The sequence below is a fragment of the Collinsella sp. CLA-ER-H7 genome (assembly GCF_040092345.1).
Lineage (GTDB): Bacteria > Actinomycetota > Coriobacteriia > Coriobacteriales > Coriobacteriaceae > Collinsella.
The window spans coordinates 54,830-80,510 of sequence record NZ_JBBNLT010000005.1; the positions used below are offsets into that span (position 1 = coordinate 54,830).

20 protein-coding genes are annotated in these 25,681 nt (G+C 61.1%); all 20 read right to left on the reverse strand.

Annotation, left to right across the window (positions count from 1 at the left end):
* Window positions 1-13 precede the first annotated feature (13 nt).
* Window positions 14-1,525 carry a helix-turn-helix transcriptional regulator gene (locus tag AAAX75_RS04260; RefSeq protein WP_349091212.1) on the reverse strand — a complete coding sequence of 504 codons (1,512 nt, stop codon included), beginning with the start codon at window positions 1,523-1,525 and terminating at the stop codon, window positions 14-16.
* Window positions 1,525-4,305: a DNA translocase FtsK 4TM domain-containing protein gene (locus AAAX75_RS04265; protein WP_349091213.1), complete on the reverse strand. Its 2,781-nt coding sequence runs from the start codon at window positions 4,303-4,305 to the stop codon at window positions 1,525-1,527. Before AAAX75_RS04265 ends, AAAX75_RS04260 begins: the two co-directional genes overlap by 1 nt.
* 1 nt (window position 4,306) lies before the next feature.
* The gene (locus tag AAAX75_RS04270) at window positions 4,307-5,977 is read right to left on the reverse strand and encodes a ribonuclease J (RefSeq protein WP_349091214.1); all 1,671 of its coding nucleotides are present in this window, start codon (window positions 5,975-5,977) and stop codon (window positions 4,307-4,309) included.
* A gap of 651 nt (window positions 5,978-6,628) precedes the next feature.
* The gene (locus AAAX75_RS04275; protein ID WP_349091215.1) at window positions 6,629-8,875 is read right to left on the reverse strand and encodes a polyribonucleotide nucleotidyltransferase; all 2,247 of its coding nucleotides are present in this window, start codon (window positions 8,873-8,875) and stop codon (window positions 6,629-6,631) included.
* 149 nt (window positions 8,876-9,024) lie between these two features.
* Complete coding sequence (gene rpsO, locus AAAX75_RS04280; protein ID WP_035138510.1) at window positions 9,025-9,303, reverse strand: 30S ribosomal protein S15; 279 nt, start codon at window positions 9,301-9,303, stop codon at window positions 9,025-9,027.
* A gap of 138 nt (window positions 9,304-9,441) precedes the next feature.
* A complete protein-coding gene (recO, locus tag AAAX75_RS04285; RefSeq protein WP_349091216.1) occupies window positions 9,442-10,191 on the reverse strand; it encodes a DNA repair protein RecO in 750 nt (249 codons plus the stop codon).
* Window positions 10,192-10,206: 15 nt separating this feature from the next.
* A complete protein-coding gene (gene era, locus AAAX75_RS04290) occupies window positions 10,207-11,283 on the reverse strand; it encodes a GTPase Era (RefSeq protein ID WP_349091217.1) in 1,077 nt (358 codons plus the stop codon).
* A 12-nt stretch (window positions 11,284-11,295) separates the two neighbouring features.
* Window positions 11,296-11,673, reverse strand: a complete 378-nt coding sequence (locus tag AAAX75_RS04295) for a diacylglycerol kinase family protein (RefSeq protein ID WP_349091218.1) — start codon at window positions 11,671-11,673, stop codon at window positions 11,296-11,298.
* A 9-nt stretch (window positions 11,674-11,682) separates the two neighbouring features.
* Entirely contained in the window at window positions 11,683-12,192 is a 510-nt protein-coding gene (gene ybeY, locus AAAX75_RS04300) for an rRNA maturation RNase YbeY (protein WP_260699294.1), read from the reverse strand.
* Window positions 12,189-13,175, reverse strand: a complete 987-nt coding sequence (locus AAAX75_RS04305) for a PhoH family protein (protein ID WP_349091219.1) — start codon at window positions 13,173-13,175, stop codon at window positions 12,189-12,191. Before AAAX75_RS04305 ends, ybeY begins: the two co-directional genes overlap by 4 nt.
* Window positions 13,156-14,448, reverse strand: a complete 1,293-nt coding sequence (locus AAAX75_RS04310; RefSeq protein WP_349091220.1) for a MiaB/RimO family radical SAM methylthiotransferase — start codon at window positions 14,446-14,448, stop codon at window positions 13,156-13,158. The genes AAAX75_RS04305 and AAAX75_RS04310 overlap by 20 nt, the downstream gene beginning before the upstream one ends.
* A 9-nt stretch (window positions 14,449-14,457) precedes the next feature.
* Entirely contained in the window at window positions 14,458-15,606 is a 1,149-nt protein-coding gene (dnaJ, locus tag AAAX75_RS04315; RefSeq protein ID WP_138374184.1) for a molecular chaperone DnaJ, read from the reverse strand.
* Between the two features lie 81 nt (window positions 15,607-15,687).
* Entirely contained in the window at window positions 15,688-16,791 is a 1,104-nt protein-coding gene (locus AAAX75_RS04320; RefSeq protein ID WP_171021457.1) for a DnaJ domain-containing protein, read from the reverse strand.
* A gap of 58 nt (window positions 16,792-16,849) precedes the next feature.
* Window positions 16,850-18,082, reverse strand: coding sequence for a radical SAM family heme chaperone HemW (hemW, locus tag AAAX75_RS04325; protein WP_195211969.1), 1,233 nt, complete (start codon window positions 18,080-18,082; stop codon window positions 16,850-16,852).
* A 2-nt stretch (window positions 18,083-18,084) separates the two neighbouring features.
* On the reverse strand, window positions 18,085-19,128 hold the full coding sequence (gene dusB / locus AAAX75_RS04330; RefSeq protein WP_138374182.1) for a tRNA dihydrouridine synthase DusB: 1,044 nt from the start codon (window positions 19,126-19,128) through the stop codon (window positions 18,085-18,087).
* Between the two features lie 4 nt (window positions 19,129-19,132).
* Window positions 19,133-20,944 carry a translation elongation factor 4 gene (gene lepA / locus AAAX75_RS04335; protein WP_117770326.1) on the reverse strand — a complete coding sequence of 604 codons (1,812 nt, stop codon included), beginning with the start codon at window positions 20,942-20,944 and terminating at the stop codon, window positions 19,133-19,135.
* 96 nt (window positions 20,945-21,040) lie between these two features.
* Window positions 21,041-21,307, reverse strand: a complete 267-nt coding sequence (gene rpsT, locus AAAX75_RS04340; protein WP_022094714.1) for a 30S ribosomal protein S20 — start codon at window positions 21,305-21,307, stop codon at window positions 21,041-21,043.
* A 133-nt stretch (window positions 21,308-21,440) separates the two neighbouring features.
* Window positions 21,441-22,403: a DNA polymerase III subunit delta gene (holA, locus tag AAAX75_RS04345; RefSeq protein WP_349091221.1), complete on the reverse strand. Its 963-nt coding sequence runs from the start codon at window positions 22,401-22,403 to the stop codon at window positions 21,441-21,443.
* Between the two features lie 78 nt (window positions 22,404-22,481).
* Window positions 22,482-24,785: a DNA internalization-related competence protein ComEC/Rec2 gene (locus AAAX75_RS04350; RefSeq protein WP_349091222.1), complete on the reverse strand. Its 2,304-nt coding sequence runs from the start codon at window positions 24,783-24,785 to the stop codon at window positions 22,482-22,484.
* Window positions 24,782-25,495: a ComEA family DNA-binding protein gene (locus tag AAAX75_RS04355; RefSeq protein WP_349091223.1), complete on the reverse strand. Its 714-nt coding sequence runs from the start codon at window positions 25,493-25,495 to the stop codon at window positions 24,782-24,784. Before AAAX75_RS04355 ends, AAAX75_RS04350 begins: the two co-directional genes overlap by 4 nt.
* Window positions 25,496-25,681 lie beyond the last annotated feature (186 nt).

A 25,681-nucleotide genomic window follows, 5' to 3' on the forward strand; every position in this document is an offset into this window, starting at 1 on the left:
GCGTACGAGCGGCCTAGTAGCTATCGTACGAATTGTCGGTAGAATCGGTGGGTGTCTGACCGTCAGTTGCGGTATCGGCGCCATCCGTGGACTGGGCATCGGTACCGTCGGTGGTATCGGTACCATCGGTGGTGTCGGTACCATCAGAACTTTCACCATTCTCGGAATCAGACGTCTCCTTCTTGGGAACGGTGATCGTCACACGCGCCACGCCCGAGGTCTTGGTATCGTAACGAACCTTTTCACCGTTCTTGGTAACGGTGACATCGGAAGGCTTGGACGTGGTGATCTCGATCGAAGACTCGGGCGTGTACTCCTGCTCAAAGGGGCCAGTCGCCTGGGCGCCATAGACCGACTTGCCGTCAACCTTGACCTCAATCCACGCGGTCTTTCCCTTGGCAACGGAGACTTTGACCTTCGTGACCTCGTTCTCTTCCTTCTTGGCCGTCGTCTTGGTAGCGTCCGAATCAGTCGACTCATCCGTCGCCTCATCGGTGTCATCGTCCTCGTCGACCGTTTCGGTCTTCTTAGAAGACTTCTTGGTCGTCATCTTGGTAGCAGTGGGCGTCTCGGGCGTGTTCTCGGGCGCCGAAGATGCGCAGCCACGCAGAAGCACCACGATGAGCACAATCAACAGCAGCACAACGGCACCGATGCCGGCGTAGACGATACGCGGATCGAGCCCGTTGTTTTGAGGAGTACGTGATCCGCCGCGTCCACGACCGGAACTGCTGCGGCCGCCTCCCTGAGGCATACGACCGCGATTGCTATCGGAACGGCCGCGATAGCCGCCCTGGCCCTGAAGGCTGCGCTGACCCGAGCGGGGCGCAAGCTCACCGCGGCCTTGATAGCCACGCTGGCCCGAACGCGAAGCCGAAGAGTGCTGGCCATACGGCTGTGATTGAGAGCGAAGACGCGGCGTCACCTGCGTGGTATCGGCATCCGCATAGCCACCGCGAGAGCGTCGCATAGAGGCACCACGGTAACCGCGATCGGAATAGCCGCCGTCCCCGTAGCCGGCACGAGGGTCACGCGCCACGCCGCGGGCAGCGGGAAGTGCACGGTCCTCGGGCATCGGCGTACTGCGGAACCGGTCACGCTGTGAGCGAATCTCCTCGCCCGAACCCGTCTCGGTAATATAACCGGCCTGCTGAGGACGCTGTCCATAGCGGGTCGAACGACCGCCCTGAACCATCAGGAAGCGCCCGTTATCGACCGAGGAACGCGAATTGACGTAGCCGGCGGCGTCCTGAAAACGACCGCCCTGCTGGGACGTCTCGCGTTCGTATGCCATCAGGTCGTCAAAGTAGGCATTGACGACCTCGCGCGGATTGAGGCCCAAAAAGCGAGCATAGCTCGAAATCATGCCCTGCGCATAGCCGCGCGGCGGCATCGAGGCAAAGTTACCGGTCTCGAAAAACTCGATGATCTGCGGCCTGATTTTGATGGTGTTGGCGACCTGCTGAATGGAAAGGCCCATTCGGCGACGCTGCTCGAGCAGCATATCACCAAAGCGTGCAGCCATCAGAATCCTCCAAACTCACGATCTTCACGTGCCATCTCGGCGTCGACAGATTCCAGCGCGGCAAGCCCCTCCTCGTCCAACAGGACCTCGCGCGGCTTGGAACCGTCGGGCGGGCCGACGACACCCTTTTCTTCCAGCATGTCCATAATACGCCCGGCACGCGCATAGCCAACCTTCAGACGACGTTGCAGGCCAGATGTGGAACCAAGCTGCGATTCCACCACAATATGGGCGGCTTCCCAAATGAGCGGATCATCGTCTTGCGGCTCGGCGACTCCGGTGCGGACAATACCGCCGCCACCCGCCATGGACATGGAAGCGGGCGCCACGGCAGACAGAATCTCCTCGTGGTAGTCGGGCTCGCTCTGCGACTTGACGAACTCGACAATCTCGTTGATCTCATCATCCGAAACAAAGCATCCCTGAATACGGCGAGGCTTGCCCCAGTCGACCTTGGAGAACAGCATGTCGCCCAAACCGGTAAGCTTTTCGGCACCCATCTGGTCGATGATGACGCGCGAGTCGATACCCGTGGCGACGTTAAAGGCGATGCGGTTGGTGATGTTGGCCTTGATAAGGCCCGTCACCACGTTGGAGCTGGGGCGCTGCGTGGCCACGATAAGATGAATACCGGCGGCACGGCCCAGCTGGGCGATACGCACAATCGACGCCTCGACGTCCTTGCCGGCAACCATCATCAGGTCCGAAAGCTCGTCAATAATGATGACCAGGTAGGGCATCTTTTGCGGCGGGTTGTCGTAATGCTCAAACTCGCCGGCGGCCTGCTTTTCGTTGTAGGTCGAGATCTTACGCACGTTAAGGCGCTCGAAGACCTTCAGGCGACGCTCCATCTCGGACACGGCCCATTGCAGAGCGCTCGCGGCCTGCTTGGGTTCGGTAACGACCGGTACATAAAGATGCGGCAGGCCGTTATAGCCCGCAAGCTCGACGCGCTTGGGGTCGACCATGATCAAGCGAACGTCCTCGGGAAGCGCGCGCATGAGCAGGGTCGTGATGATGGAGTTGATCATCACCGACTTACCGGAACCAGTGGTACCGGCGATCAGCAGGTGGGGCATCTTGGCAAGGTCGGCGACGACCGGCGTGCCCTCGGCATCGCGCCCGATTGCGAGCTCGAGCGGACCGCCCTTCACATAGGGCAGCACGTCGCCCAGGTTGACGTTCTGGCGCTTGCGATTGGGGATCTCGATGCCCACGAGCGAGGTGCCGGGGATCGGGGCAAAGATACGCACCGACTGGGCAGCGAGCGAAAGCGCGATATCGTCCTCGAGGCTCGAGATCTTGCTCACGCGCTCGCCCTCGCCAGGTTGCAGCTTAAAGGTCGTCACCGTGGGGCCGGCGATCCAGCCGACCACGCGGGCACTGCGGCCAAACTCAAGCAACGTGGACTGAAGCGACTCGGCAGTCTGTTCCAGCTCCTTGTCAGAAGACGCGGAGGACGCCGACTGCGGCTTGGCATGCAGGATTTCGAGTGGCGGAAGCTTAAGGCCATCCTCTTCTTCGCCCTCGTTATCTGCGGCGCCGCCGTCCGCTCCCCCATCCCTAGCCGCAGCCGATCCGACAGCACTCGAGGCAGGCGCATCGGCAACCTTGGGATGCTTCAAGAAGTCGGGAATCTGAGGTGCTGCCGAGACAGGATTCACGGCAAACGGCGGCTCGGACTCGTCAATCTTATCGGGGTCGTCTTCCATCGAAAGCTGGCCGGTTACCTGTTCGCGCTTGGCATGGCGACTCGGCAGCAAAGTTGTCTTTGCGGTCTCAATCGGCGCCTCGTCGTCCTCGTCATCGCCCTCAGTGAGCTCAATCTCGCTATCGGACCAAGACGGGTCGGGCTCACTCGTATTGAGCTTAGGCGCAGCCTTGCCCTTCTTGGCATGGCGGCGCGGCAGCAGCGTCGTCTTAGCGCGCTCAACCTCAACCGACTCGGACACGTCGACAAACGGATTCTCGTCCTCGTCGTCATCGTCCAAAACCGGGTCCACATCGTTGCCCATGACCGTGGTCACGGCAGCAGCGGAGCCCTTTTGACGAAGAATGCTCAGGTGCGGACGGGCAACGCCGGGCACCGACAGGGCTTCGTCGTCACCCCACGGGCTGGCGTTGACATCGGCACGACGGCGCTCGGCAAAATCGGCCGCACGGTCGCGAGCAGAGCGCAGCACGCCACCCACCGAAAAGCCGATGATGACCAAGCCCACGACGACAAGGCCCAACAGGACTACCATAGCGATAGGCTTACCCAGGGCATTCTGCAGCGCACTCGCAATAAACGCACCGATGTAGCCACCCGAGGCGGACAAATTTTGCGGCGTGAACATAAGGTCACACGAGACACTCGTACCCGGCACCATCAGCGAAAGAATGGAGACGACGGCGATAAAGACCACGGCTCCGCCCGCAACAGAGCGCACGTTGAGCGGCGAGTCCTCGCCTAAAAAGAGCGTGGCGGCAAACAGCAAAATAACGATCGGCAGCACGTAGGCGCCCAGACCAAAGCCCAGGTGGTAGAAACCGGCAACCGCAGCCGTAACGGGTGCAGTCGCCGGCGAAATCACGGCAATGAAGGACGCAATCGCCAAAACGGCGATGACCACGCCGGCGATATCGCGGTTGGCCGAGGGCTCGACCAGGGGCTCAAAATCGTCAAAGTCCGCCTCGTGGCCCTTATTGGCACGCAGATGGGAACCGGCACCCTTAGCAGATGCCGGTTGGTTATTGGTCTTATTGCCTTTGGCGTTTTGTGCAGATCCGCGCGCCAAACTAAACCTCCATGACGACCGGGATGATCATCGGACGGGTGCGCGTACGGCTCCAAATAAAGTTGGAGAGCGAATCGCGCACGGCCTTGCGAATGGCATCGGAGCCGCTGCTCGTAAAGCTAAACTTGCCCTTCTCGATCGTCTTCATGATGGACGCGGAGGCATCCTCGGAGAACTGGTCGTCGATGGCAAACGAGACACCGCGGCCCGAAAACTCGATAGCCTCAATCTTCTTGTGCTTGAGCGAGACGATGGCAACAGCGGTAACCATACCGTCGTTGGCGAGCTTCTGGCGATCGCGCAAGACGATGGGGTCGGTATCACCGATACGCAGGCCGTCGACGTAGACGACGCCGGACTCGACGGGCGTACCGCGCTTGACGATACCGCCGCGCATCTCGAGCGTGTCGCCGTTATCGAGGATAAAGATATGATCGTCCTTGATGCCCATCTTGCGGGCCAGCTGGGCATGGGCGCGCAGATGCACGGCCTCACCGTGAACCGGCATAAAGTACGTGGGCTTGGCCATGGCCATCAGGAGCTTGAGCTCCTCCTGGCTACCGTGACCGGAGACGTGGACGAGAGCGCGGTTCTTATCCCACACGTCGCAGCCGAGCTTGGCCAGGCTGTTGACGACCTGCTGGACGGCCTTCTCGTTGCCGGGAACAGGAGTTGCCGAGAGGATGACGGTATCGCCCTCGTGGATGGAGAGCGTCTTGTGCTCGCCATTGGCCATGCGGGAAAGGGCCGACAGCGGCTCGCCCTGCGAACCGGTGCACATGACGACGATCTTGTCGTCGGGCAGGTTATCGATATCGAAGGCATCGATGATATCGGCATCGTCGATGTTGAGGTAGCCCAGCTCGCGCGCGACGCGGGTGTTGGTGAGCATGGAGCGACCGGTCACAACGACCTTACGGCCGCACTTGCGGGCGGCATCGCAGATCTGCTGCAAACGATGGATATGGCTCGAGAACGAAGCGACGAACACGCGACCCGGGGCGTTCTTGATGGCATGCAGTAGGTTGGGACCAACCTCGGCCTCGGACTTGGTAAAGCCGGGAACCGTGGCATTGGTGGAGTCGGACAGCAACAGGTCGATGCCCTGCTTGGCAAAGCGGCTGATAGCGGCATAGTCGGGCGTGACACCATCGATGGGCGTCTGGTCGAGCTTAAAGTCGCCAGTGTGCATAACGGTGCCCTGATTGGTGCGAATGAACACGCCCAGAGCGCCGGGGATGGAGTGCGTCATCGAGAAGAAGTCGAGCGAGATGCCGCCGAGGTTGACATGGCTGCCGCCCTTAACCTCGCGGAACTTGGGTGCGCGGATGCGGAACTCAGAAAGCTTGCCTTCGATAAAGCCAAGCGTCAGCTTGCTCGAGAAGATGGGCACCTTTTTGTTGAGGTCCTGCAGCAGATACGGAAGCGAACCGGTGTGGTCCTCGTGGCCGTGGGTGACGACGATACCGCGGAGCTTCTCCTCGTTCTCCAGAACATAGGTGTAGTCGGGAAGCACCAGGTCAATACCGGGCTGGGAATCGTCGGGGAACATGAGGCCAGCGTCAACGAGCACCATGTCGTCGCCGCATTCGAAGACCGTCATGTTCTTGCCGATGCCGTCAAGGCCGCCGAGCGGAATGATCTTCAAGGGAGATGATTTTTTAGCTGCCATAGGTTAGTGTGGTTTCCTTTCTTCGAAACGGGTCTGGAACAACCGACGGGGCGCTTCTGGCAAACCGACCGCCGGGAACGTACAAACATGCATCGCAGAGTCGATGCAATAACCACAGTATGATACCCATTTGCACAACAACAGACCACCCATGCATCAAAGCCCCATCTGAACCTGTGTATCCCGCCGGTCAGGGCTCAGCGGCCCCGGCACGGGCTAAGTTTCCTGCTCTACAGTCCTGCGCAAGACGGAAAGCACATTAAGTGCTTTCCTTTGCGTGCGGAACTCACGATAAACTTAGCCCGTGCCGGGCCCGCTGAGACCAGACCTGCCAAAATGGGACAGGTTTATTTTGGTTGGTTTTATCTGAGGATATGCCGGGTGTGCAGCTATCGACAATTCAGAAAAAAGGAAAGCTGAATTGACCATCTGACAAAATCGAAACCCGCACCAACCAGCCCTTTTGCTATTCCCGGCGGGGGCCGCGGGTAAAGTTTATCGCGAGTTCCGCACGAACAGGAGGCCACTTAATGTGGCCTCCGTCGTGAGCAGGACTGTAGAGCAGGAAACTTTATCCGCGGACCCCGCCGGGAATAGCAAAAGGGCGACCCCCTTAGGAGTCGCCCTTGTTGAGCTGCTTATGTTTAGCTGTTACTCGGCGTCGTGGTGACGGCGGGGCTTGCGGCCTCCGTTGTCGCCGGGACGGCGCGGACGGTCGCTGCGCTCGGAGCGCTCGCGACGCGGACGCTCACGGCGCTGGAAGTGCTCGCCGTCGCCCTCGGAAGCACCCTCGGCGCGAGCCGGGGCCTCGGGCTTGTCAAGACGATCGAGCGAGATCTTGCCGCGATCGTCAACCTCGATGACGACGACCTTGACCTCGTCGCCCACGTTGAGGACGTCCTCGACCTTCTCCACGCGGCCCTTGGCGACGCGAGAGATGTGCAGCAGGCCGTCCTTACCGGGCAGCAGGTTGACGAAGGCGCCGAAGGGCTGGATGGAGACCACGCGACCGGTGTACTCCTCGCCCGGCTCGGGAACCTTGATGATGAGCTTGATGCGCTCGACAGCCTGGTCCACGGACTCGCCGGTGCCGCCGACAAAGACGGTGCCGTCCTCCTGGATGTCGACCGAAGCGCCGGTCTCATCCTGGATACCGCGGATGACCTTACCGCCGGAACCGATGACGTCGCGGATCTTGTCGGTCGGAACCTGGATGGAGACGATGCGCGGAGCGGTGCTGCGCGTGGTGTGGCGCGGCTCGGGGATCACATCGAGCATCTTCTGCAGGATGAAGGCGCGACCCTCCTTGGCCTGCTGCAGAGCGCGGGCCAGGATGTCGAAGGTGAGGCCGGTGGCCTTGTTGTCCATCTGCAGGGCGGTGATGCCCTCGGTGGTACCGGTGACCTTAAAGTCCATGTCGCCCAGGAAGTCCTCGAGACCCTGGATGTCGGACAGGACCACGGTCTTGCCCTCCTCCTGGATCAGGCCCATGGCGATACCGGAGACCGGGCGCTTAATGGGCACGCCGCCGTCCATAAGGGCGAGCGTGGAGCCGCAGGTCGAAGCCATCGAAGAGGAGCCGTTGGACTCCATGACCTCGGAGACGACGCGGATGGCGTAGGGGAACTCGTTCTCGTCGGGAAGCACCGGAAGCAGAGCGCGCTCGGCCAGATTGCCATGGCCGATCTCGCGGCGCTTGGGGCTGCCCATGCGGCCGGTCTCGCCGGTGCAGAAAGGCGGGAAGTTGTAGTGGTGCATGTAGCGCTTGCCCTCGGTGGGCTCGATGGTATCCAGACGCTGGCCCTCGTTGAGCATGCCGAGCGACAGGACGGAGAGCACCTGGGTCTGGCCACGCTGGAACAGGCCGGAGCCGTGAACGAGCGGCAGGTAGTTGTCCTTCACCATGATGGGACGGATCTCGTCGGCGGCACGGCCGTCGACGCGCTCACCGGTCTCGACGACCATGGTGCGCATGGCCTTCTTCTCGAGCTTCTTGAGCGCCACGGGGATCTCGCGCTCCCAAGCGGCCTGCTCCTGCTCGGTAAACTCGGCACGGATGGACTCCTTCAGAGCCTCGACCTTGCCGATACGGGAGAGCTTGTCGGCGTCGCGAAGGGCGGCTGCCATCTCGTCGTAGTGGGCGAAGATGCGCTCCTGGACCTCCTCGACGGGCTGGTCGAGCGGGTACTCCTTCTTGACGATGGGGCCGTTGACCTGCTCCCACTCGGCAACGAACTCGTCCTGAGCCTGGCAGAAAGCAGCAAGGGCCTCCTGGCCAAACTTCATGGCGGCGAGCATGTCGTCCTCGGAGATCTCCTCGGCGCCGGCCTCGACCATCGAGATGAAGTCGGCAGAGCCGCCCAGCTCCAGGTCCAGATCGGAGTTCTCGCGCTCCTCGTAGGTGGGGTTGACGATAAACTCGCCGGTCTCCACGTTACGGCCGATGCGCACGCAGGCAAGCGGACCCTCGAAGGGCACGCCGCCGAGCGTCATGGCCAGAGAAGCACCCATGACGTTGATGACGTCGAAGGGGTTGACCTGGTCGGCGACGAGCGAGGTGGCGACGATGTGCACCTCGTTGCGGAAGCCATCCGGGAAGCTCGGGCGAATCGGACGGTCGATCATGCGCGCGGTGAGCGTAGCCTTCTCACTGGGACGGCCCTCACGCTTGAGGTAGCCACCCGGGATGCGGCCGGCGGCGTACATCTTCTCGTTGAAGTCGACGGTCAGCGGGAAGAAGTCGTAGTTCTTACGCTCCTTGGAGACGACCACGGTGTCGAGCATCGTGGTGTCACCCTGCTTGACCAGGCAGGCGCCGGTGGCCTGCTTGGCAAGCTCGCCCGACTCAAAGGTGTAGGTCTTGCCGTACAGCTCAAAGGTCTTGGATACGAGTGTCATTGTTCTCCTTTACCCCGCAGACCCCTTGCCTGCGGGCTTCTCATGTGACGCGGGCCCCCTGCCCCCGCCACGCTTCAGAGCGTGATTGTTCGCGCCCTTACACAAAAAGAGCGCCCCGCTGCGCAGGACGCTCTTAGCATGTACAAATCCTACTGGATGTTGTCGCGGATGCCCAGAGCCTTGATGAGCTCACGGTACTCGACGATGTCGTTCTTCTTGATGTAGGAGAGAAGACGACGACGACGGCCGACGAGCATGAGCAGGCCACGACGGGTGTGGAAGTCCTTCTGGTGGGACTTCATGTGCTCGGTCAGCTCCTTGATGCGCTCGGACAGGATGGCGACCTGAACCTTGGGGTTGCCGGTGTCGACCGGGGTGTTACCGAACTGGGCAGTCAGCTCCGCCTTGCGCTCTTTGGAAACAGTCATTGTTTCACCTTTCGTTTTACGTCGCCCGCGGGCGACTCGATTCGCCTCGGACTGGGAAGCCGCCGGTGGAGCGAGCAACCAAGGTCGAGGTACCAACAGGTCGGCATGATACCACAAGCAGCCCGCGCCTGCGCATCATCACCGACCCAACATGAATTCCATCGCACGGAGGCGTTGATCGGTGTGCGTCGCAGCCCACACATGCGAAAGCCCGAGCAGGAATGCCGCCGTATGCGGGTCGATTCGCTCGGCCATGAGCGCATCGAAGGTCATGGACATGAGGGCGCGCAGCCATGCGGTCTCACCGGTCGACACCAGTTCGGCACCTGGAACGCTCGACGCGCACGACCCGCACATGAGACCGCCCGCCTGGGGTGAAAAATACGACAGCATGGGGTCTCCGCACAGCACGCAGGCCGAAAAATCGGGTCGATAGCCAACGTGCGACAGCAGCTTAAAGACATATGCCGCCACAAGTAGGTCCATATGCGCCGTGTCAAGCCCGCTGCCCACCAGGGCAAGCGCTCGCTGCGTGATGGCAAAGGTAAACGGGTCCTCGGCGTCCTCGAACGAGCACACGCGCGCAACCTCGGCGATCGCGCTTGCGGCGCAGGTCGTCTCGTAATCGGGCGCAGCGCCGAGCGGCGCCTCCATAAGCTCGGCCTGGGAAACCACGTCGAGTGACCGTCCATGTGCGAGCAGCATATCGACCGTACAGAACAGCTCGCAGCGCGCAGCCAGGCGTCCGCCGGGTTTGCGGGCGCCCTTTGCCACGGCACGAACCTGCCGCCCCCGCTCGTCAAGCATCGTCAAGATCAGGTCGGTCTCTTTGAGCTTCGTCTTGTCGAGGACGAGCACCTTGGTGCGATATGTCCGGGAGCCTGCCATGCGCGCCGCGCGTCCTTAGTCCTCGGCGTTGTAGCCAAAGCGGCGAATCTGGGCCTCGTCGTCACGCCAGCCGGCCTTGACCTTCACGTCCAGCTCCAAAAAGACCTGCGTGCCAAAAATGCGTTCAAGATCGCGTCGGGCGTCGATACCGATATGCTTGATCATCTCGCCGCCCTTGCCGATGATGATGCCCTTTTGGCCCTCGCGCTCGACGTAAATGGTGGCGTGCACGCGCAGCACCTTCTTGGTCTGCTCGAGCGCATCGCAGATCACGCCAACGGAGTGCGGAATCTCATCACGGGTGCGGCGCAAGACCTTCTCGCGCACAAACTCGGCAACGAGCGTCTCATCGGAAGCGTCAGTACCCATGTCCTCGGGGAACCAACGCGGACCCTCAGGCAAAAAGTGCGCAACGGTCTCTATAAAGGCATCGACGTTGAAGTTCTTAACCGACGACGTCACAATCTCGTCGTCATATTCCATAAGCTCGTGGGCAGCCTTAAGCTGCTCCATGACCTGTGCGGGGTCGGCCTCATCGGCCTTGGTGAGCACCAGGACCTTCTTGCAACGAGCGCATCTGACACGCTCGGCAACCCAGGCGTCTCCCCTGCCGATGGGCTTGGTGGCATCAATCAAAAACGCGACGACGTCGACATCGTTCAACTCGAACAGTGCGCTCTTGTTGAGCTCGGACCCCAGGCCGTCCTTGGGCTTATGAATACCCGGGGTATCGACAAAGACCAGCTGGTAGCCGGGACGGTTGACGACGGCGCGCATGCGACGGCGGGTCGTCTGTGCCACCGGCGAGGTGATGGCGACCTTTTTGCCATAGCAGGCGTTGAGCAGCGTGGACTTGCCGGCGTTGGGGCGTCCGACCAGGGCTACGAAGCCGCTGCGAAAACCGGGTTCAACGTCGCCAAAGCCCGCGAGGCTATCGTCCTCGTCGCACAGGGCGTCGAGCTCCTCGTCGCTCATGCCCTCAAACGGATCGAATTCCTCGACTTCCTCGTATGCTTCGGCCGCTTCGGCATCCGCCGCATCCAGGACCTCGTCGTCCAAAATTTCATCGATAGGCTGCATAGTGTCGGACATGAAAATCCCTTTCTAGATAAAGCCGAGCGCGTGGGCAAATACCAGCAAGCCCACAATCGCGGCGGTGATGGAAAGAACGTATACGGAGGCGGCGGCGATATCCTTCGCGCGCTTTGCCAGCGGATGGAGCTCCTGGGTCGCCAGATCGACAATCGCCTCCATGGCGGTGTTGCATAGCTCGCCGTGAATCACCAGGCCACAACAGATGATAATCGTGGCCCACTCGGCAATGTCGAGCCACACGATGCAGCCGGCAATGACGGTGCACACGCCCGCAACGAGCATGACCTTAATATTGCGCTCGGTCTTGACGGCGGTGACGAAGCCCTCCATGGCGTAGGAGAACGACTTTAAGAAGGACGGATGGTCCTTGTTCGATCCGGGAATCATAGACGGCTCCTAGTCGTGGGCGTGGTTGGTGATGGGGCCGACGTGGACCAGCTTGGGGTCCTCGCCGCGCTCGAGCGCCAGATCGCGCAGGATGGCGTCCTCGCGGGCCTCCATGACCTCGGCCTCGTCGTCCTCGATATGGTCATACCCCAGCAGGTGCAGCATGCCATGCACGAGCATCAGGCGGCACTCGTCAGCGGGGCTATTGCCAAAACCGGGGGCCTGACGGGCAATGACCTCCGGGGCCAAGATGATATCGCCGAGCTCGAGCGTCTCATCGGCGGGAATGTCATCGTCAAAGGCCGAGTCGCATTCAAACGAGAGCACATCGGTGGTGCGGTCGATGCCGCGCCACTCGTGGTTGAGCTCGTGCATCTCGTCCTCGTCGACATACGAAAGGGAAATCTCGACTTCACGCTCAACGCCTTCGGCGGCAAGCACGACCTCGCAGATGTGTTCTACCTCCTGCGCGTCGAGCAGCGTATCGAGCTCGGCATCGTTGCTGATCAATACACTCAACGGGACTCCTTTCGGTCGCGCGGGCGCTGCTCGCGCACGTCATCATAAGCATCATATGCCTCGACGATACGTCCCACCAGGGCATGGCGCACCACGTCGGCACGCTCGAGGTGAGAAAATGCGACATCGTCGACACGGCCCAAAATCTTCTCGACATCCGCCAAGCCACCACGACGGCCCACCAGGTCACGCTGGCTCAGGTCGCCGGTAATCACAAACTTGGAGTTAAAGCCCAGGCGCGTCAGAAACATCTTCATCTGCTCGGGCGTGGTATTTTGGGCCTCGTCGAGCACCACGAAGGCGTCGCTCAGCGTGCGGCCGCGCATGTAGGCAAGCGGGGCGATCTCGATCACGCCGCGCTCCATGAGCTCATCGGTGCGCTCGCGATCCATCATGCAAAATAGGGCGTCGTAGAGCGGGCGCATGTACGGATCGATCTTTTCCTCGAGGGTGCCGGGCAAAAAGCCCAGGTTCTCCCCCGCCTCGACAACCGGACGCGTCAAGATCAGACGGCCCACCTCGTGACGCTTGAGTGCGGCAACAGCGAGCGCCATGGCCAGATAGGTCTTACCGGTACCGGCAGGACCCAAGCCAAACGTGATGGTATTTGAGCGGATGGCATCCACATAGCGCTTTTGACCGAGCGTCTTGGGGCGAATGACGCGACCGCGATACGAAAGCAGCACGTCATCGCGAAGCGACGTAGCCTCGTGCTCACCGTCGCGCAAGACGGCCAGGCAGCGAGAGACATCGTCGGCAGAAAGCGTGCGCCCGGAAGCAGCCTCACGAAAGGCATGTTCGAAAAAACGCGCGACCAGTTCGACCTCGTCCGGGTCACCGCTCACGGCGATGCTGTCGCCACGGGCGACCACGTGGGCGCGAACTGAGCTCTCCAGCGCACGAAGGACGCCGTCGCCGGCACCCAAAACGCGCGAGGGGTCAATACCCTCGGGAACGGTAAGTCTAATCTTCGAGGCTTCCATGAACCTCCCTGCGTGCATGGACCAAGCCGGAATCATCGACTCCGATGATAGCAACATCGAGCAGGCACGGGGCTGTAAGTCCACAGGTATCGTCAAGACGGGCATGATGGAACGAGCCAAGCGTCAGGTTGTCACCATACTCGAGCACGGCACGCTCGACCGTGCCCACGCGACGACGAGCGTCGGCAATAGCGAGCTCCTGTGCGGCGGCCCGCATACGGCGGCTGCGCTCGGCCATAACCTCGGGTGGCACCTGGTCGGGCATGTCGGCAGCAAGGGTACCGGGACGCTTGCTGTAGCGGAACACGTGCATACGCGAGAAACCCACACGGCGGCACAGCGCCAGCGACTCCTCGAACTCCTCGTCCGTCTCACCAGGAAAACCGACGATGACATCGCACGAAAGGGACGCCTGGGGCAAGTTGGCGCGAATCATACGCACCGTGTCCTCAAAGGCCTCGGCGCTATAGGGACGGCCCATGCGATGCAGGGTCGCCGTGCAGCCGGACTGCACGGGCAGGTGCAAAAACGGGGCGATACGCTGCGGGTAGCGCGCCATAACCTTAAGCAGGCGCTCGGAGATATCCATGGGCTCGACCGAGGAAATGCGCACATGCGGAATAGACGTGCGCTCCATGATGGCCTCGAGCAGCTCATCGATTTCGACGTGCTCGTCGGTCGCGCTCTTGCCATCGTAGGCACCCAGGTTCACACCGGTCAGCACCACCTCGGGCACGCCGACCTCCTGGGCCTCGCGAACTTGCTCGAGCACGGACTCGACGGGCACGGAGCGCTCGGGGCCGCGCGCCTTCCACACAATGCAATAGGTGCAGCGATGGTTGCAGCCATCCTGAATCTTCACGCCCAGGCGAGAGCGACCGAGCGCATCGACCACCTCGCCATCGCTGCAGGCGGGAACGCTATCGGACTCAACACCCAGCACCTCGCAAACACGTTCGGCGACATCTATCTTGGACGGCTCGGCAATCACGCGATCCGAAAGCTCCGACAGCTCCTCGGGATGCAAATTGACCACGCATCCGGTCACGACCACATAGGGCTCGTTTGGATGGGCCAGCGCATGACGGACGGCCTTACGGGTCTTAGCCTCGGCCTCGCCCGTAACGGCACAAGTGTTAATGACGATCAGATCGGCATCCTGGGGCTCCACAATAGCAAAGCCCAAGCGCATAAGATCGGCAGTGATACGGTCAGACTCAACCCGGTTGACACGGCAGCCGAGGTTGACGACGGAAATATGGGGTGCGAGCACGCGGGCTCCTTAATCGAGGATATCGTCGAGGGCACTCTTGATACGGTCGGTCACCGACTTCTTACCAGAAGCGACGTCATCGCCCATCTCATCGGCAAAAGCACGGAGCAGCTCGCGCTGCTTATTGGAAAGATTGGTGGGAACGACCACGCGCAGTTGCACGATCAGGCGGCCACGCGAACCGCCACCGCCAATGCGCGGCATGCCGTAATTATTGACGCTCACGGTGTCGCCGTACTGGGCGCCGGCGGGAACCGTCACCTTAACGACCTCGTCGGGCATAATGCCCTCGACCTCAATCTCGCAGCCGAGCGCAGCCTGCGCAATCGAGATATCGCTCACCAGGTACAGGTCATCACCGTTGCGCTTAAAGCGCTCATGGTCGGCGACGCGCACGTTGACAATCAGGTCGCCCGAAGGCTCGCCGCGAAGGCCGGCCTCGCCAAAGCCGCTCACACGAAGCTGGCGACCGGTCGAAACGCCGGCGGGAATATCGATGTCGATCTTTTCGTGCGAAGGCGTGCGGCCTTGACCGTCGCAGGTCTCGCAGGGATGATCGATAACCGTGCCCTCGCCATGGCAGTCGGGGCAAGGCGAGGAAGACTGAACCTGGCCCAAAAACGATCGCTGAACCGTCGTGACGTAGCCCGTACCGTGGCAGCGGCCGCACTGCTTTTCCTGTGCGCCCTCTGCCCTACCGGTGCCATTGCAGTCCTCGCAAGGAGCAAGGCGGTCATAGCTGATTGTCTTTTTGCAGCCGAGCGCCGCCTCCTCGAGCGTCACCGAAAGCGAGATGGCCATATCACGTCCGCGACGACGCTCACGACGGCTGCGGGCGCCACCGCCGGCACCGCCGCCAAAGAACGACGAGAACAAGTCGTCCATGCCCATGCCACCAAAGATATCGTTGATATCGACGTAGCCGGAGCCACCGGGGCCGTCGGCAGTGCCGTAACGGTCGTAGTTAGCACGCTTCTGCTCATCGGAAAGAACGGAATATGCCTCGTTGAGCTCTTTGAACTTAGCCTCGGCCTCGGGGTCGTCCGAAACGTCCGGGTGTACGGTACGGGCCTTCTTTAGAAACGCGCGCTTAATCGTCCGCGCGTCGGCATCCTTGTCGACGCCAAGCACCTCGTAGTAATCCCTATTTTCCGACACGACCGAATCCTTCCGACTTTCATTATTGTCACAGTGCGTCCTATACCCAAGCTGGGCCGGCCGCAAACAGAGGGTTTGATGTTATTGCATTGCGTAGGGCGAAAGCATGGCACGTTGCGAGCAGCTCGCAAACCAAACCGACACGAGCGCAAACATAAATCCGTTGGCAAAACCGTTGGCAAACTGCATCGCGCCGCGCTTCCACCACAGCAGGCTGCGGTGCAGCACGCCGTCCGAGAGCACCATGAACAGGCCCATGGCAAACGGAATAAAGCACATCACGGCAAAGGCCGAGAACACGCCCGAGATGGCCGATAGCACCAAAAACGGCGCCACGATGCCCATCAGGTAAAAACCGGTACGGGCCTTGCCTTCCAGGCGCTCGGCCTCAACATGGGCCCGACCGACCAGATCACCGCCAGAGGCGCCGTTGGTGCCGGCGTGACCCATGCCGCCAATACGGACCTCGTCGCCATCGTGCGTGCCGGCGGGAAACTCAATCGTCTGCTCGGAGGTCACACGGGTTCGCCCGCTGCCGCCGCAATCGGGACAGGGGTCGGCGACGACCTTACCGGAGCCACCGCACTCAGGGCAGACAGACTGGAACGTGCCGGCACCAAACAGAAAGGACAGGTCGACATCGATGTGGCCGCGACCGCCGCAGCTCGGACAGGTATGTGCATGCTCGGACGAAACAGAGCCCGAACCGCCGCAGTGACCACAGGTATCGAAGCGCGTATAGCGGACGGTCTTGCGGGCACCGCCCTTGGCCTCCTTGGCGTCGAGCTTAATATCGACGACCACGTTGGCGCCGTTCTCGGGATTATAGGCAGCCTGCCCGCGACGCGGCTGACCCCAGGCGCCACCAAAGGGAAAGCCGCCCTCAAAGGGATTGCCGTAGCCCGCGCTGCCGGCGTAACCGCCGCCATAGGGCGAAGCCGTGGGAGCGCCGGCAAAGGGATTGCCCGAGCGCATGGCGTCGTAGCGCGCACGCTTCTGCTCGTCCGAAAGCACAGCATAGGCCTCGGAAACCTCTTTGAACTTTTCCTCGGCATCCGGTTCTTTGTTGACGTCCGGATGGAGCTTGCGGGCCTTTTGCTGGAAGGCTTTCTGTATATCACGCGAGGTGGCGTCCTTGGAGACACCCAAAATCTCGTAGTAATCTTTTTCGTTCATCGTCGCCATGCGCGGCAACCTCCTGCTCACAGCAGCGTATATATTGCGGTAATTCTACCCGAGCGGCCTAGGCTAGACCCCAAAACAGCTCGAACAGCACATTTCCATCGAGCCAGCCCAAGTGAGTGGGCGCTAAACGAGCACGGACGCGACCTGCGATAACGTCTTTCGAGGTGACGCGCCCCGCATGTCCTTCAATATGATCGGGCACCCAGGTGGCAAGGCCCAACTCGACCGCACGGTCGCAGGCCGCCGCCAACTCATCTGCAGCGATCACGCTTGCCGAGCGAACCAACAGATCGGGCCCAATGCCACGCGTCATGCGACAGGCAAGCATCAAATCCTCGGCCGCCGCCTCGCGCTGCGACAGATACTCGGCATCAAACGTCGTCGCGGCATCGTCGCGTTGCACCAAGCGCACGCGATACGCATCGCCGCGAGCAAGCACGTCGGGAAACAGCCCGGCCAAGCGATCGAAATCCTCGGCGTCGAGCATACCGGCGGCAGAGCGGCCCAAACCCAGATAGCCCTGTCCGGTCCAATAGGCAATGTTGTGGGCGCACTCATGGCCGTCGAGCGCGTAGCTTGCCACCTCATACGGGTGATAGCCGGCCGCACTCAGGCGCTCACGCGCCGCATCCATGCATGCAGCCTGAAAATCCTCGTCGGGCTCGAGCGACTCGTCGCGACACGCCATGCGATAGAGCGGCGTGCCCTCCTCGAGCGTGAGCGGGTACACCGACACATGATGCGGCGCCGCCGCCAACACGCCATCGAGTGTGCGCTGCCAGCTTAGGTCGGTCTGCCCGGGAAGGCCGCACATCAGGTCGCACGACACGACAAGCCCAGCGTCCTTGACCGTCGTGATGGCAGCGAGCGCCCGATCGGCATCGTGAATGCGGCCGATGGCGGTAAGTTCGGCGTTATCGAGCGTTTGCACGCCCAGAGAGACGCGCGTGACACCCACCCCGGCAAGCGCAGTGGCAAGCTCTGCGGTCAGCGATTCGGGATTGGCCTCGCAGGTAAACTCAACAGGCTTGCACCACGCAGAGATACGCCGGGCAAATTCTACCAAACGCTCCCCCGCCAGCGACGGCGTGCCGCCGCCAACATAGACGGTGCGGATCTGTGCAAGCGCGCCTGCGTCGCCAAAAGCATCGAGGCGCGCATACAACTGCTCAAAATAGGTATCGAGCGCAACGCTCATGTTGCACGGAGCAAAACTGCGTGAGTCAAAGTCACAGTACCGGCATTTTTGGGCGCAAAACGGCACATGCACGTACAGCGCGGTAACGGCCACCGTTAGGCCTCCAACGGATGAGCGGGCACCGACTCGCCGGCGGCAAGTGCGGCCTCACAGGCCACCACATCGTGCTCGATATCATCGACCAGTGCCATGAACTCCTCGTATGTGGAGCAACGCACCACCTGAGCGCGCCAGGCGGCAGCATGGGGCATGCCCTTTAGATACCAGCTTGCGTACGTGCGGGCACGCGACATGAGCGGCAACAGCTCGTGCGTGAGCGTCAGGTGCTCGCGCAGGGCATCCAGGCGCTCAACCGAGGAGCGAGAAGGAACCGGCGTGCCATCGAGTGCAAGGGCTCGGGCATCGCCGAACACCCATGGATTGCCGTAGATGCCGCGCGCGATAAACACCGCGCTGGCACCCGAGCTTTGCAGATGCTCAGCAGCGTCCTCTGCCGAGAACACATCGCCCGAACCGATAACGGGAATCTCGACGGCGTCGGCCACCTCATCGACGACCGACCAATCGGCCTGGCCCGTATAGAGCTGCGTGGCGCAGCGACCATGTACCGCCACCGCGGCGGCCCCTGCTCCCTCAAGCATCTGGGCAAACGTCGCGGCGTTGCGGTCTTCGGCGTAAAAGCCCTTACGGATTTTTACGGTCACGGGCACATGCGCCGCGCCCACCGCCGCCTCGACGATCTGCTCGGCCAGATCGGGAGTGCGCATAAGCGCCGAGCCCTCGCCCTTGGTGACGACCTTGCGAGCCGGGCAGGCCATGTTGATATCGATCAGCGACAGGCGATCGCCCACACGCTCCTCGACGGCAGCAACAGCGCTCGCAAACTGATCGGGCTTGGAGCCAAAGAGCTGCACGCAGATCTGCTGCTCCTCATCGGCCGGCAGTACCAGGCGCCACGTCTTATTGCTGGCATAGGCAAGGCCCGCCACGCTCACCATCTCGCTATAGGCAAGATGGGCACCGCGACGGCGGCACATGATGCGATAGGCGGGATCGGTCACGCCCGCCATGGGAGCCATAAGGAACGGCTGCTCGGCATAGGCGCCAAGCAACCGCTTGCTGTATTCAGAAAGTGCCATGGACCTACTCGTCCACCTTGAGAATCGCCATAAAGGCCTCCTGCGGAACCTCGACCGAGCCGATGGCCTTCATGCGCTTTTTGCCCTCTTTCTGCTTCTCGAGCAGCTTGCGCTTTCGCGAGATATCGCCGCCATAACACTTGGCCAGCACGTCCTTGCGGCGCGCTTTGACGGTAGAGCGGGCAATGATCTTGTTGCCGATGGCGCCCTGGATAGGCACCTCGAACAGCTGGCGCGGAATGATTTCCTTGAGCTTGTCGCACAGACCGCGGGCCAGGCCATAAGCCTTATCCTTGTGCACGATAAACGACAGCGCGTCCACCTCGTCGCCCGAAAGCAGGATGTCGAGCTTGACGAGCTCGGAGGGGCGATATTCGTTGAACTCGTAGTCGAGCGAGGCGTAACCCTTGGTGCGGCTCTTGAGCTGGTCAAAAAAGTCCAGAATGAGCTCGGCAAGCGGCATGTCGAAACGCATCTCGACCGATTTGCTCGTGAGATGGATCATGTCGGTTGTAATGCCGCGATGCTCGATAGCGAGCTGCATGACGGCACCCGTATACTCGGGCGGACAGATAATCTTGGCCTTGAGGTAGGGCTCCTCGATGCGCTCGATGCGCGTAGCCTCGGGCAGATCCTGCGGGCTGCGAACATCAATCATCTCGCCGTCGGTCTTGTAGACGTGATAGTCCACCGAAGGGCTCGTGGCAATCAGGTCCAGGTTGAACTCGCGCTCCAGGCGCTCCTTGACGACCTCCATATGCAGCAGGCCCAAGAAGCCAACGCGGAAACCAAAGCCGAGCGCCACCGAAGTCTCGGGCTCCCACACCAACGACGGGTCGTTGACATGCAGCTTATCGAGCGCGTCACGCAGGTTCTCGTAGTCCTTGTTATCGATCGGGAACAGGCCCGTATAGACCATGGGCTTAGCCTCGCGGTAACCGGGAAGCGGCTCGGGGCAGGGGTTCGACGCCCAGGTAAGGGTGTCGCCCACGCGAACGGCCTCGGGGTCCTTCAGGCCCGTGACCACGTATCCGACCTCGCCGACCGTCAGCGCGTCGACCGGCGTCTCGGCGGGACGCTTGACGCCCACGCCATCGACCAAAAAGTCGCCCTTTGCCTGCATCATGCGCAAGGTATCGCCCTTTTTGATGGAGCCGTCAAAGATGCGCACCGTGGCGACGACGCCACGATACTCGTCGAAGTATGAATCCAGAATGAGTGCCTTGAGCGGCGCATTCGCATCGCCCTTGGGCGGAGAGATCAGAAAGACAATGGACTCCAGCAGATCGTGGATGCCCTCGCCGGTCTTGCCCGAGACACACACGGCATCATCGGCAGGGATCGCCAGGTCATCCTCGATCTCGGTCTTAACCTCGTCGGGATGAGCCGAGGGCAGGTCGATCTTGTTGATGGCCGGCACAATGTCCAGATTGGCGTTCATGGCAAGCGTCGCGTTGGAGACGGTCTGTGCCTCGACGCCCTGTGTGGCGTCGACAACGAGCACCGCGCCCTCACAGGCTGCCAGCGAGCGCGAGACCTCATAGGTAAAGTCCACGTGGCCCGGCGTATCGATCAGATTGAACTGATACGTCTCGCCATCGTCGGCGTCATAGGACACGCGAACGGCATTGGACTTGATCGTGATGCCGCGCTCGCGCTCGATATCCATGGTGTCGAGCAGCTGCGACTCCATGTCGCGCTCGTCGACGGTATGGGTGAGCTCGAGAATGCGGTCACTGATCGTGGACTTGCCATGGTCGATGTGCGCAACAATCGAGAAGTTGCGGATGTGGGAAATGTCAATTGAAGTATTCATGCGGACTATCTTACCCGAGCGGTACAAAAAATGGAGCCTGTTCCATAAAACAGGCTCCATTTATGCGCGTAATCTGTGTGGTGTGAAATTTACAACTTAAGCGTTGATGCTGTTCACGAGCTTGGCAAGACCGGACTTGCGGTTGGAAGCCTGGTTCTTGTGGATAACATGCTTGGCGGCAGCCATGTCGAGACGCTTGGTGACGGTCTTGAGGGCAGCCTGGGCCTTCTCGGCGTCGCCCTCGGCGACGGCGGACTGGACGTGCTTGGTCAGCGTCTTGAGCTCGGACTTGACAGCCTTGTTACGCATGCGAGCTGCCTCATTGGTGCGGATACGCTTCTTCTGAGACTTGATGTTTGCCACTTCTGGAGTTCCTTTCGAGTTCCTTGCAAAAAATGTATGACACCTCTGAGACACGGTGAGGTCATGCAAGCGCCTACTATAGCACGCTCCCCCTCAAAGGGATAGAACGAATTTGTCAAATAGGCAGGTATCATCACGATTTTCTCAAGATGTTCGTAATCCAGAGCAAAAGCGCGGCCTCAGAATCGGCCGAACCCTTGAGCGCGAGCTCTACATCGACCGCCCCCTCGAGCGCCGCGACGAGCTCTGCCATCGAAAAGCGACGTGCCCAGGTCAAGTGATTCTTGACCTGCCAGGACTGGAGCTTGAGCGTTGCGGCCAGCTCACGACCCTGTCCGCGCGCATCGAGCGCCTTGGCGACGATAAGCTCGCGGATGCGGCCGCACAGCAACGTGTAAGTCCACACGTAGCTCTTGGCGGGCAATAGATTGAAAAGCTCGAGCGAGCGTCGCATGTCACGTGCCGAGACCGCATTGAGAAAGTCCCAGGGTTGAACCTCGGCCGTACGTACAATCCAGCGCTCAACGTCGGCAAGCTCAATCTGGGGCGCCTCGACCATCTGGGCAAGCTTAGCCAAGTCGTTATCGAGCATGCGAGTGTTCTCGCCCGAACGCGAGACGAGCTCCTCGGCGGCCGCCGTCGAGATCGACTTGCCGCGCTGCGTCGCCATCTGCTGCACGCGACGCGGTAGCTCCCAGCGCTTGGTGCCGGAGCAATCGATCACGGCCTTCTTATCGATCTTGGCGATCGCCTTATACAGGCGTGTGTTCTTGGCAAGCGAGTCGGCAATGACGAGGCAGACCGTTGTGGGGCTGGGACTCGCCAAATACTCGACAAGCGGCTCCGAGACCGCCTTGGCGAGCTTTGAACAGCCGTCAAGGATTACCAGGCGAAACTCGCTGCCCATCGGAAAGGTGTTAAGCGATCCGATAATCGACTCGATATCGGGGTCTTTGGTCATATCGCGCTCGTCGAGGTTGAACTCGACCATGCCCGTCTTTTCCAGACGCGCTTTCATACGCGAGACGGCGTGATCGCGCTTGACGCCGTCGGTACCGACGATCAGATATGCCGGCAGCAGACCGATTTCGGACATTGCGCTCCCCTCCCGCAGGCCTTCGTATTCGTTCCGTGCCATTCTAGCCCAGGGGCCCACCACACGCCAACGACGTCGTCACGGTCGCTGGCATCGCATCGTAAAGCCCTTCGCGGTCGGCGTGATGGTGATATCGCCGTGTTCGATAGTGCACGCGAACACACCGCCCGCTTCCTGAACGGCATCGATGCAGGCATCGGACGGATGGCCGTATCGATTCCCCTCGCCCGCGCTCGCGAGGGAAAGCTCAGGCTTCAAGACGTCCAGCAACTCACCATCGACCGAAACCTTAGAGCCGTGATGCCCAAGTTTAAGTACATCGATATCCCCCACCTCCTGCACGAATTCCCGTTCTTGGTCGAGCTCGGCATCACCGGTGAGGAGCATACGCAGGCCCTTGTCTTCCTGAACATAAAAGAGCAGCAGGACAAGCGAGTCCTCATTTCCCTCGCCATCCACGGACTCGAATGGCCACATCACGCGGGCGCAAAATGAGCCGATATCGACCGTATCCCCACGGCGCACCTGCCGATACTCCACGCCAGGTCGGTTCAATACCTCGGCAGGAGCATCCTCCAGCGCATCCGCCGCCACGGCAATCGTTCCGACCGAAAACTGCTCGAGCACGGCAGGCAGACCACCCCAGTGGTCCTCATCCCAATGCGTCACAAAGACGGCATCGATATGGTGCACGTTATTGCGAACCAACGCCGCTACCACGCGCTCGTCGAGCCCGCAGTCGACGAGTGCTACTGCGTCGCCCTGGCGGATAGGAATCGCATCCGCCTGGCCCACATCGAGCACCGTCACCGAAGGCGGAGCGAATCGATCCCAGTAGACGTACGGAATCGCAGTCAAGAGCACCAGGCATGCAAGCCCCACCGCCATAGAACGTGCGCGGGGACGCGGCCACCAGACCAGCAGAACCGCCAGCAAACACGGCACTAGGTAAATCCACATGCTATCGGGCGGCACACTCACAGATGCACCAGGCACGGCGGCAAACAGCTGCTCGAAGAACAGTGCGCAACGGGCGGCAACCATGGGCACAACGAGCGCCCAAATCCGCAACGGTTCCACGAGCGAAAAGGGAACCAGCACGATCGACACAGCAAGCAGTACGCTCACCACCGGACCGATGACTGCATTTGCCAGCGGAGCAATGAGCGAGAACGTACCGAAGGCAGGAATGGTAATGGGAAGTGTCGCCAGTTGCGAGCACAGCGTGACGGAAAGCATGCTGGCGACGCCCGATGGCACACCCAGCTCACCCAAAGCGTAGGTCGCATAGGGACAAAAGCACAAAATGGCAAAGACGCTGGCACATGAAAGCTGAAAGCCCATCTCGAACAGCACCGTCGGCCGCAGCAGCACAAAGATGGACATGGTTGCGAAGAGTGCCGAAGCGCCGTGCCGGCGACGCCCCGCGCTGTTTACGACAAGCGTCGCGAACACCATGCAGCACGCGCGCACGGCCGAGGGAGACGCGCCAGTAAAGGCAGCGTAGCCAACAAGCGTTATCGCCAATATCGCCCGCTGAAGACCACGTGAGCACCGAGTTTTTTGCAATAAACCCTCGATTACAAACCCCACGATAGCCAAATGGCTGCCCGAGACGGCGATAAGATGCGCCGTTCCCGTTACCGAAAACCAGTCGCCCGCCGGCTTGGCGCGCAGCTCGGCCGAACGACCGCAGACGACACCGGCTATGAGCGCACGCGCCGGGTCGGTCGCAGGCGCGATGGACGCTAGCAGCCCATTTCGCAGCCGAAGCAGCGGCCCCGGAGAGCCCTCATCGACCGGCACAATCCGAACGGCTTGAACCTTGCGCACCTCGCCTCGGAGCACACGCGATCGTCCATAAGCATCGTTCTCAAAACGTGAAACGCGACCGATAACGCGCACGTGCGCCCCGACCTTAAGCTCGCGGTCGCACGATAGGCGAACCGTTGCCAAGTTCTTACCGTCCGCGCGTGCCTCGCAGGTATAGGAATACACGTCCTCGTTTATGGATGGATCTCCCTGCACGACAAACTCGAGGCTGCTTGCCGCCCGACCGTCGAGCGCCTTCGAGGCGCTTAGCGCGCCCGCAGCCCACCACGCCGAGACGACCGCTCCCGCCACGAGACCAACGGACGCGGCATACAGCCACCGCTTCCAAGGAGCAAGCGGTGCACAAAATTGAGCCAGCACAACGAATACCGCCGCCGCAACGGGAATGGCCCATAGCAGCCCGACCGCCGGCGCCTGCTCCCTCAGCAGCACATCAGCGGCCACGTTGAGCACCAAGGCGCAGCTCATGCACACGCCGGCACACAGAGCCATCGTCCACGGCATCAAGGGCCGCGGAGGCATCACATGCTCGCGCTCTGTCGCACTCATACGCAGATGCAATCTTTGATTTTGGCAAGCTTCTTCTCGCCGATTCCCGACACACGCATCAGATCGTCAACCGAGGCAAAAGCACCGTTCTTTGTACGCTCATCGATAATCGACTGGGCCATGGAGGGGCCGATGCCCGAGAGCGTCTGCAGCTCTGCCGAGCTTGCCGTATTGATGTTTACTAGGCCTGTTGCGCCACTCACACCCGATGATGCGGAAGCCCCACCATCAACACCGGCTTCCGCAATGGACGCCTGCTGTTCCCCTACCGTTGGAACGTGAATTTTTTGTCCATCAGTGACCTTAGACGCCCGATTGAGCCCCGTAACGTCTGCCTCGGGCGCCAGCCCGCCGGCGGCATCAATCGCCTGAGCCACCCGCGCGCCGTCCTTGAGGCGATATACGCCGGGCGACACAACGGCGCCATCGACATCGACATAGACCTCTGCCGCGGCAGAAGCCTTTGTCGAAGAGCCTTCGGATGCCTTTCCGCTCGAGGCATCGCCGGATCCCGGCTTCACCAACGAGCCTGAACCGTCAGTGCGCTCAAACGACACGCCGCCGGCACCGCCGCCAAGGTTCGCCATCGCCAAGCCGCTCGCCATCGCAATGACGACCAATATCGCCATCACCACTGTCTTATGACCGAACAGCTTGTCCGCCCAGTGGTCCATCTTTTTGACCCGTTCGTGTTGTTCGCGCTGCACCATAGCAAAACCTCCCAACACCATCGTGTCAGGAAAGGAGTCCCGCAACAGCCACGCCCCAAAACCGGTTTTAGCGGTCAAACCCAAAGCTGACCAAAACCTTGCACAAATCTGTCCATTTATTCAGGCACACGTCAGCAAATGAACACTTAGCCGCAAAATGCCCAGATAGCAAAAGACCGACGATGC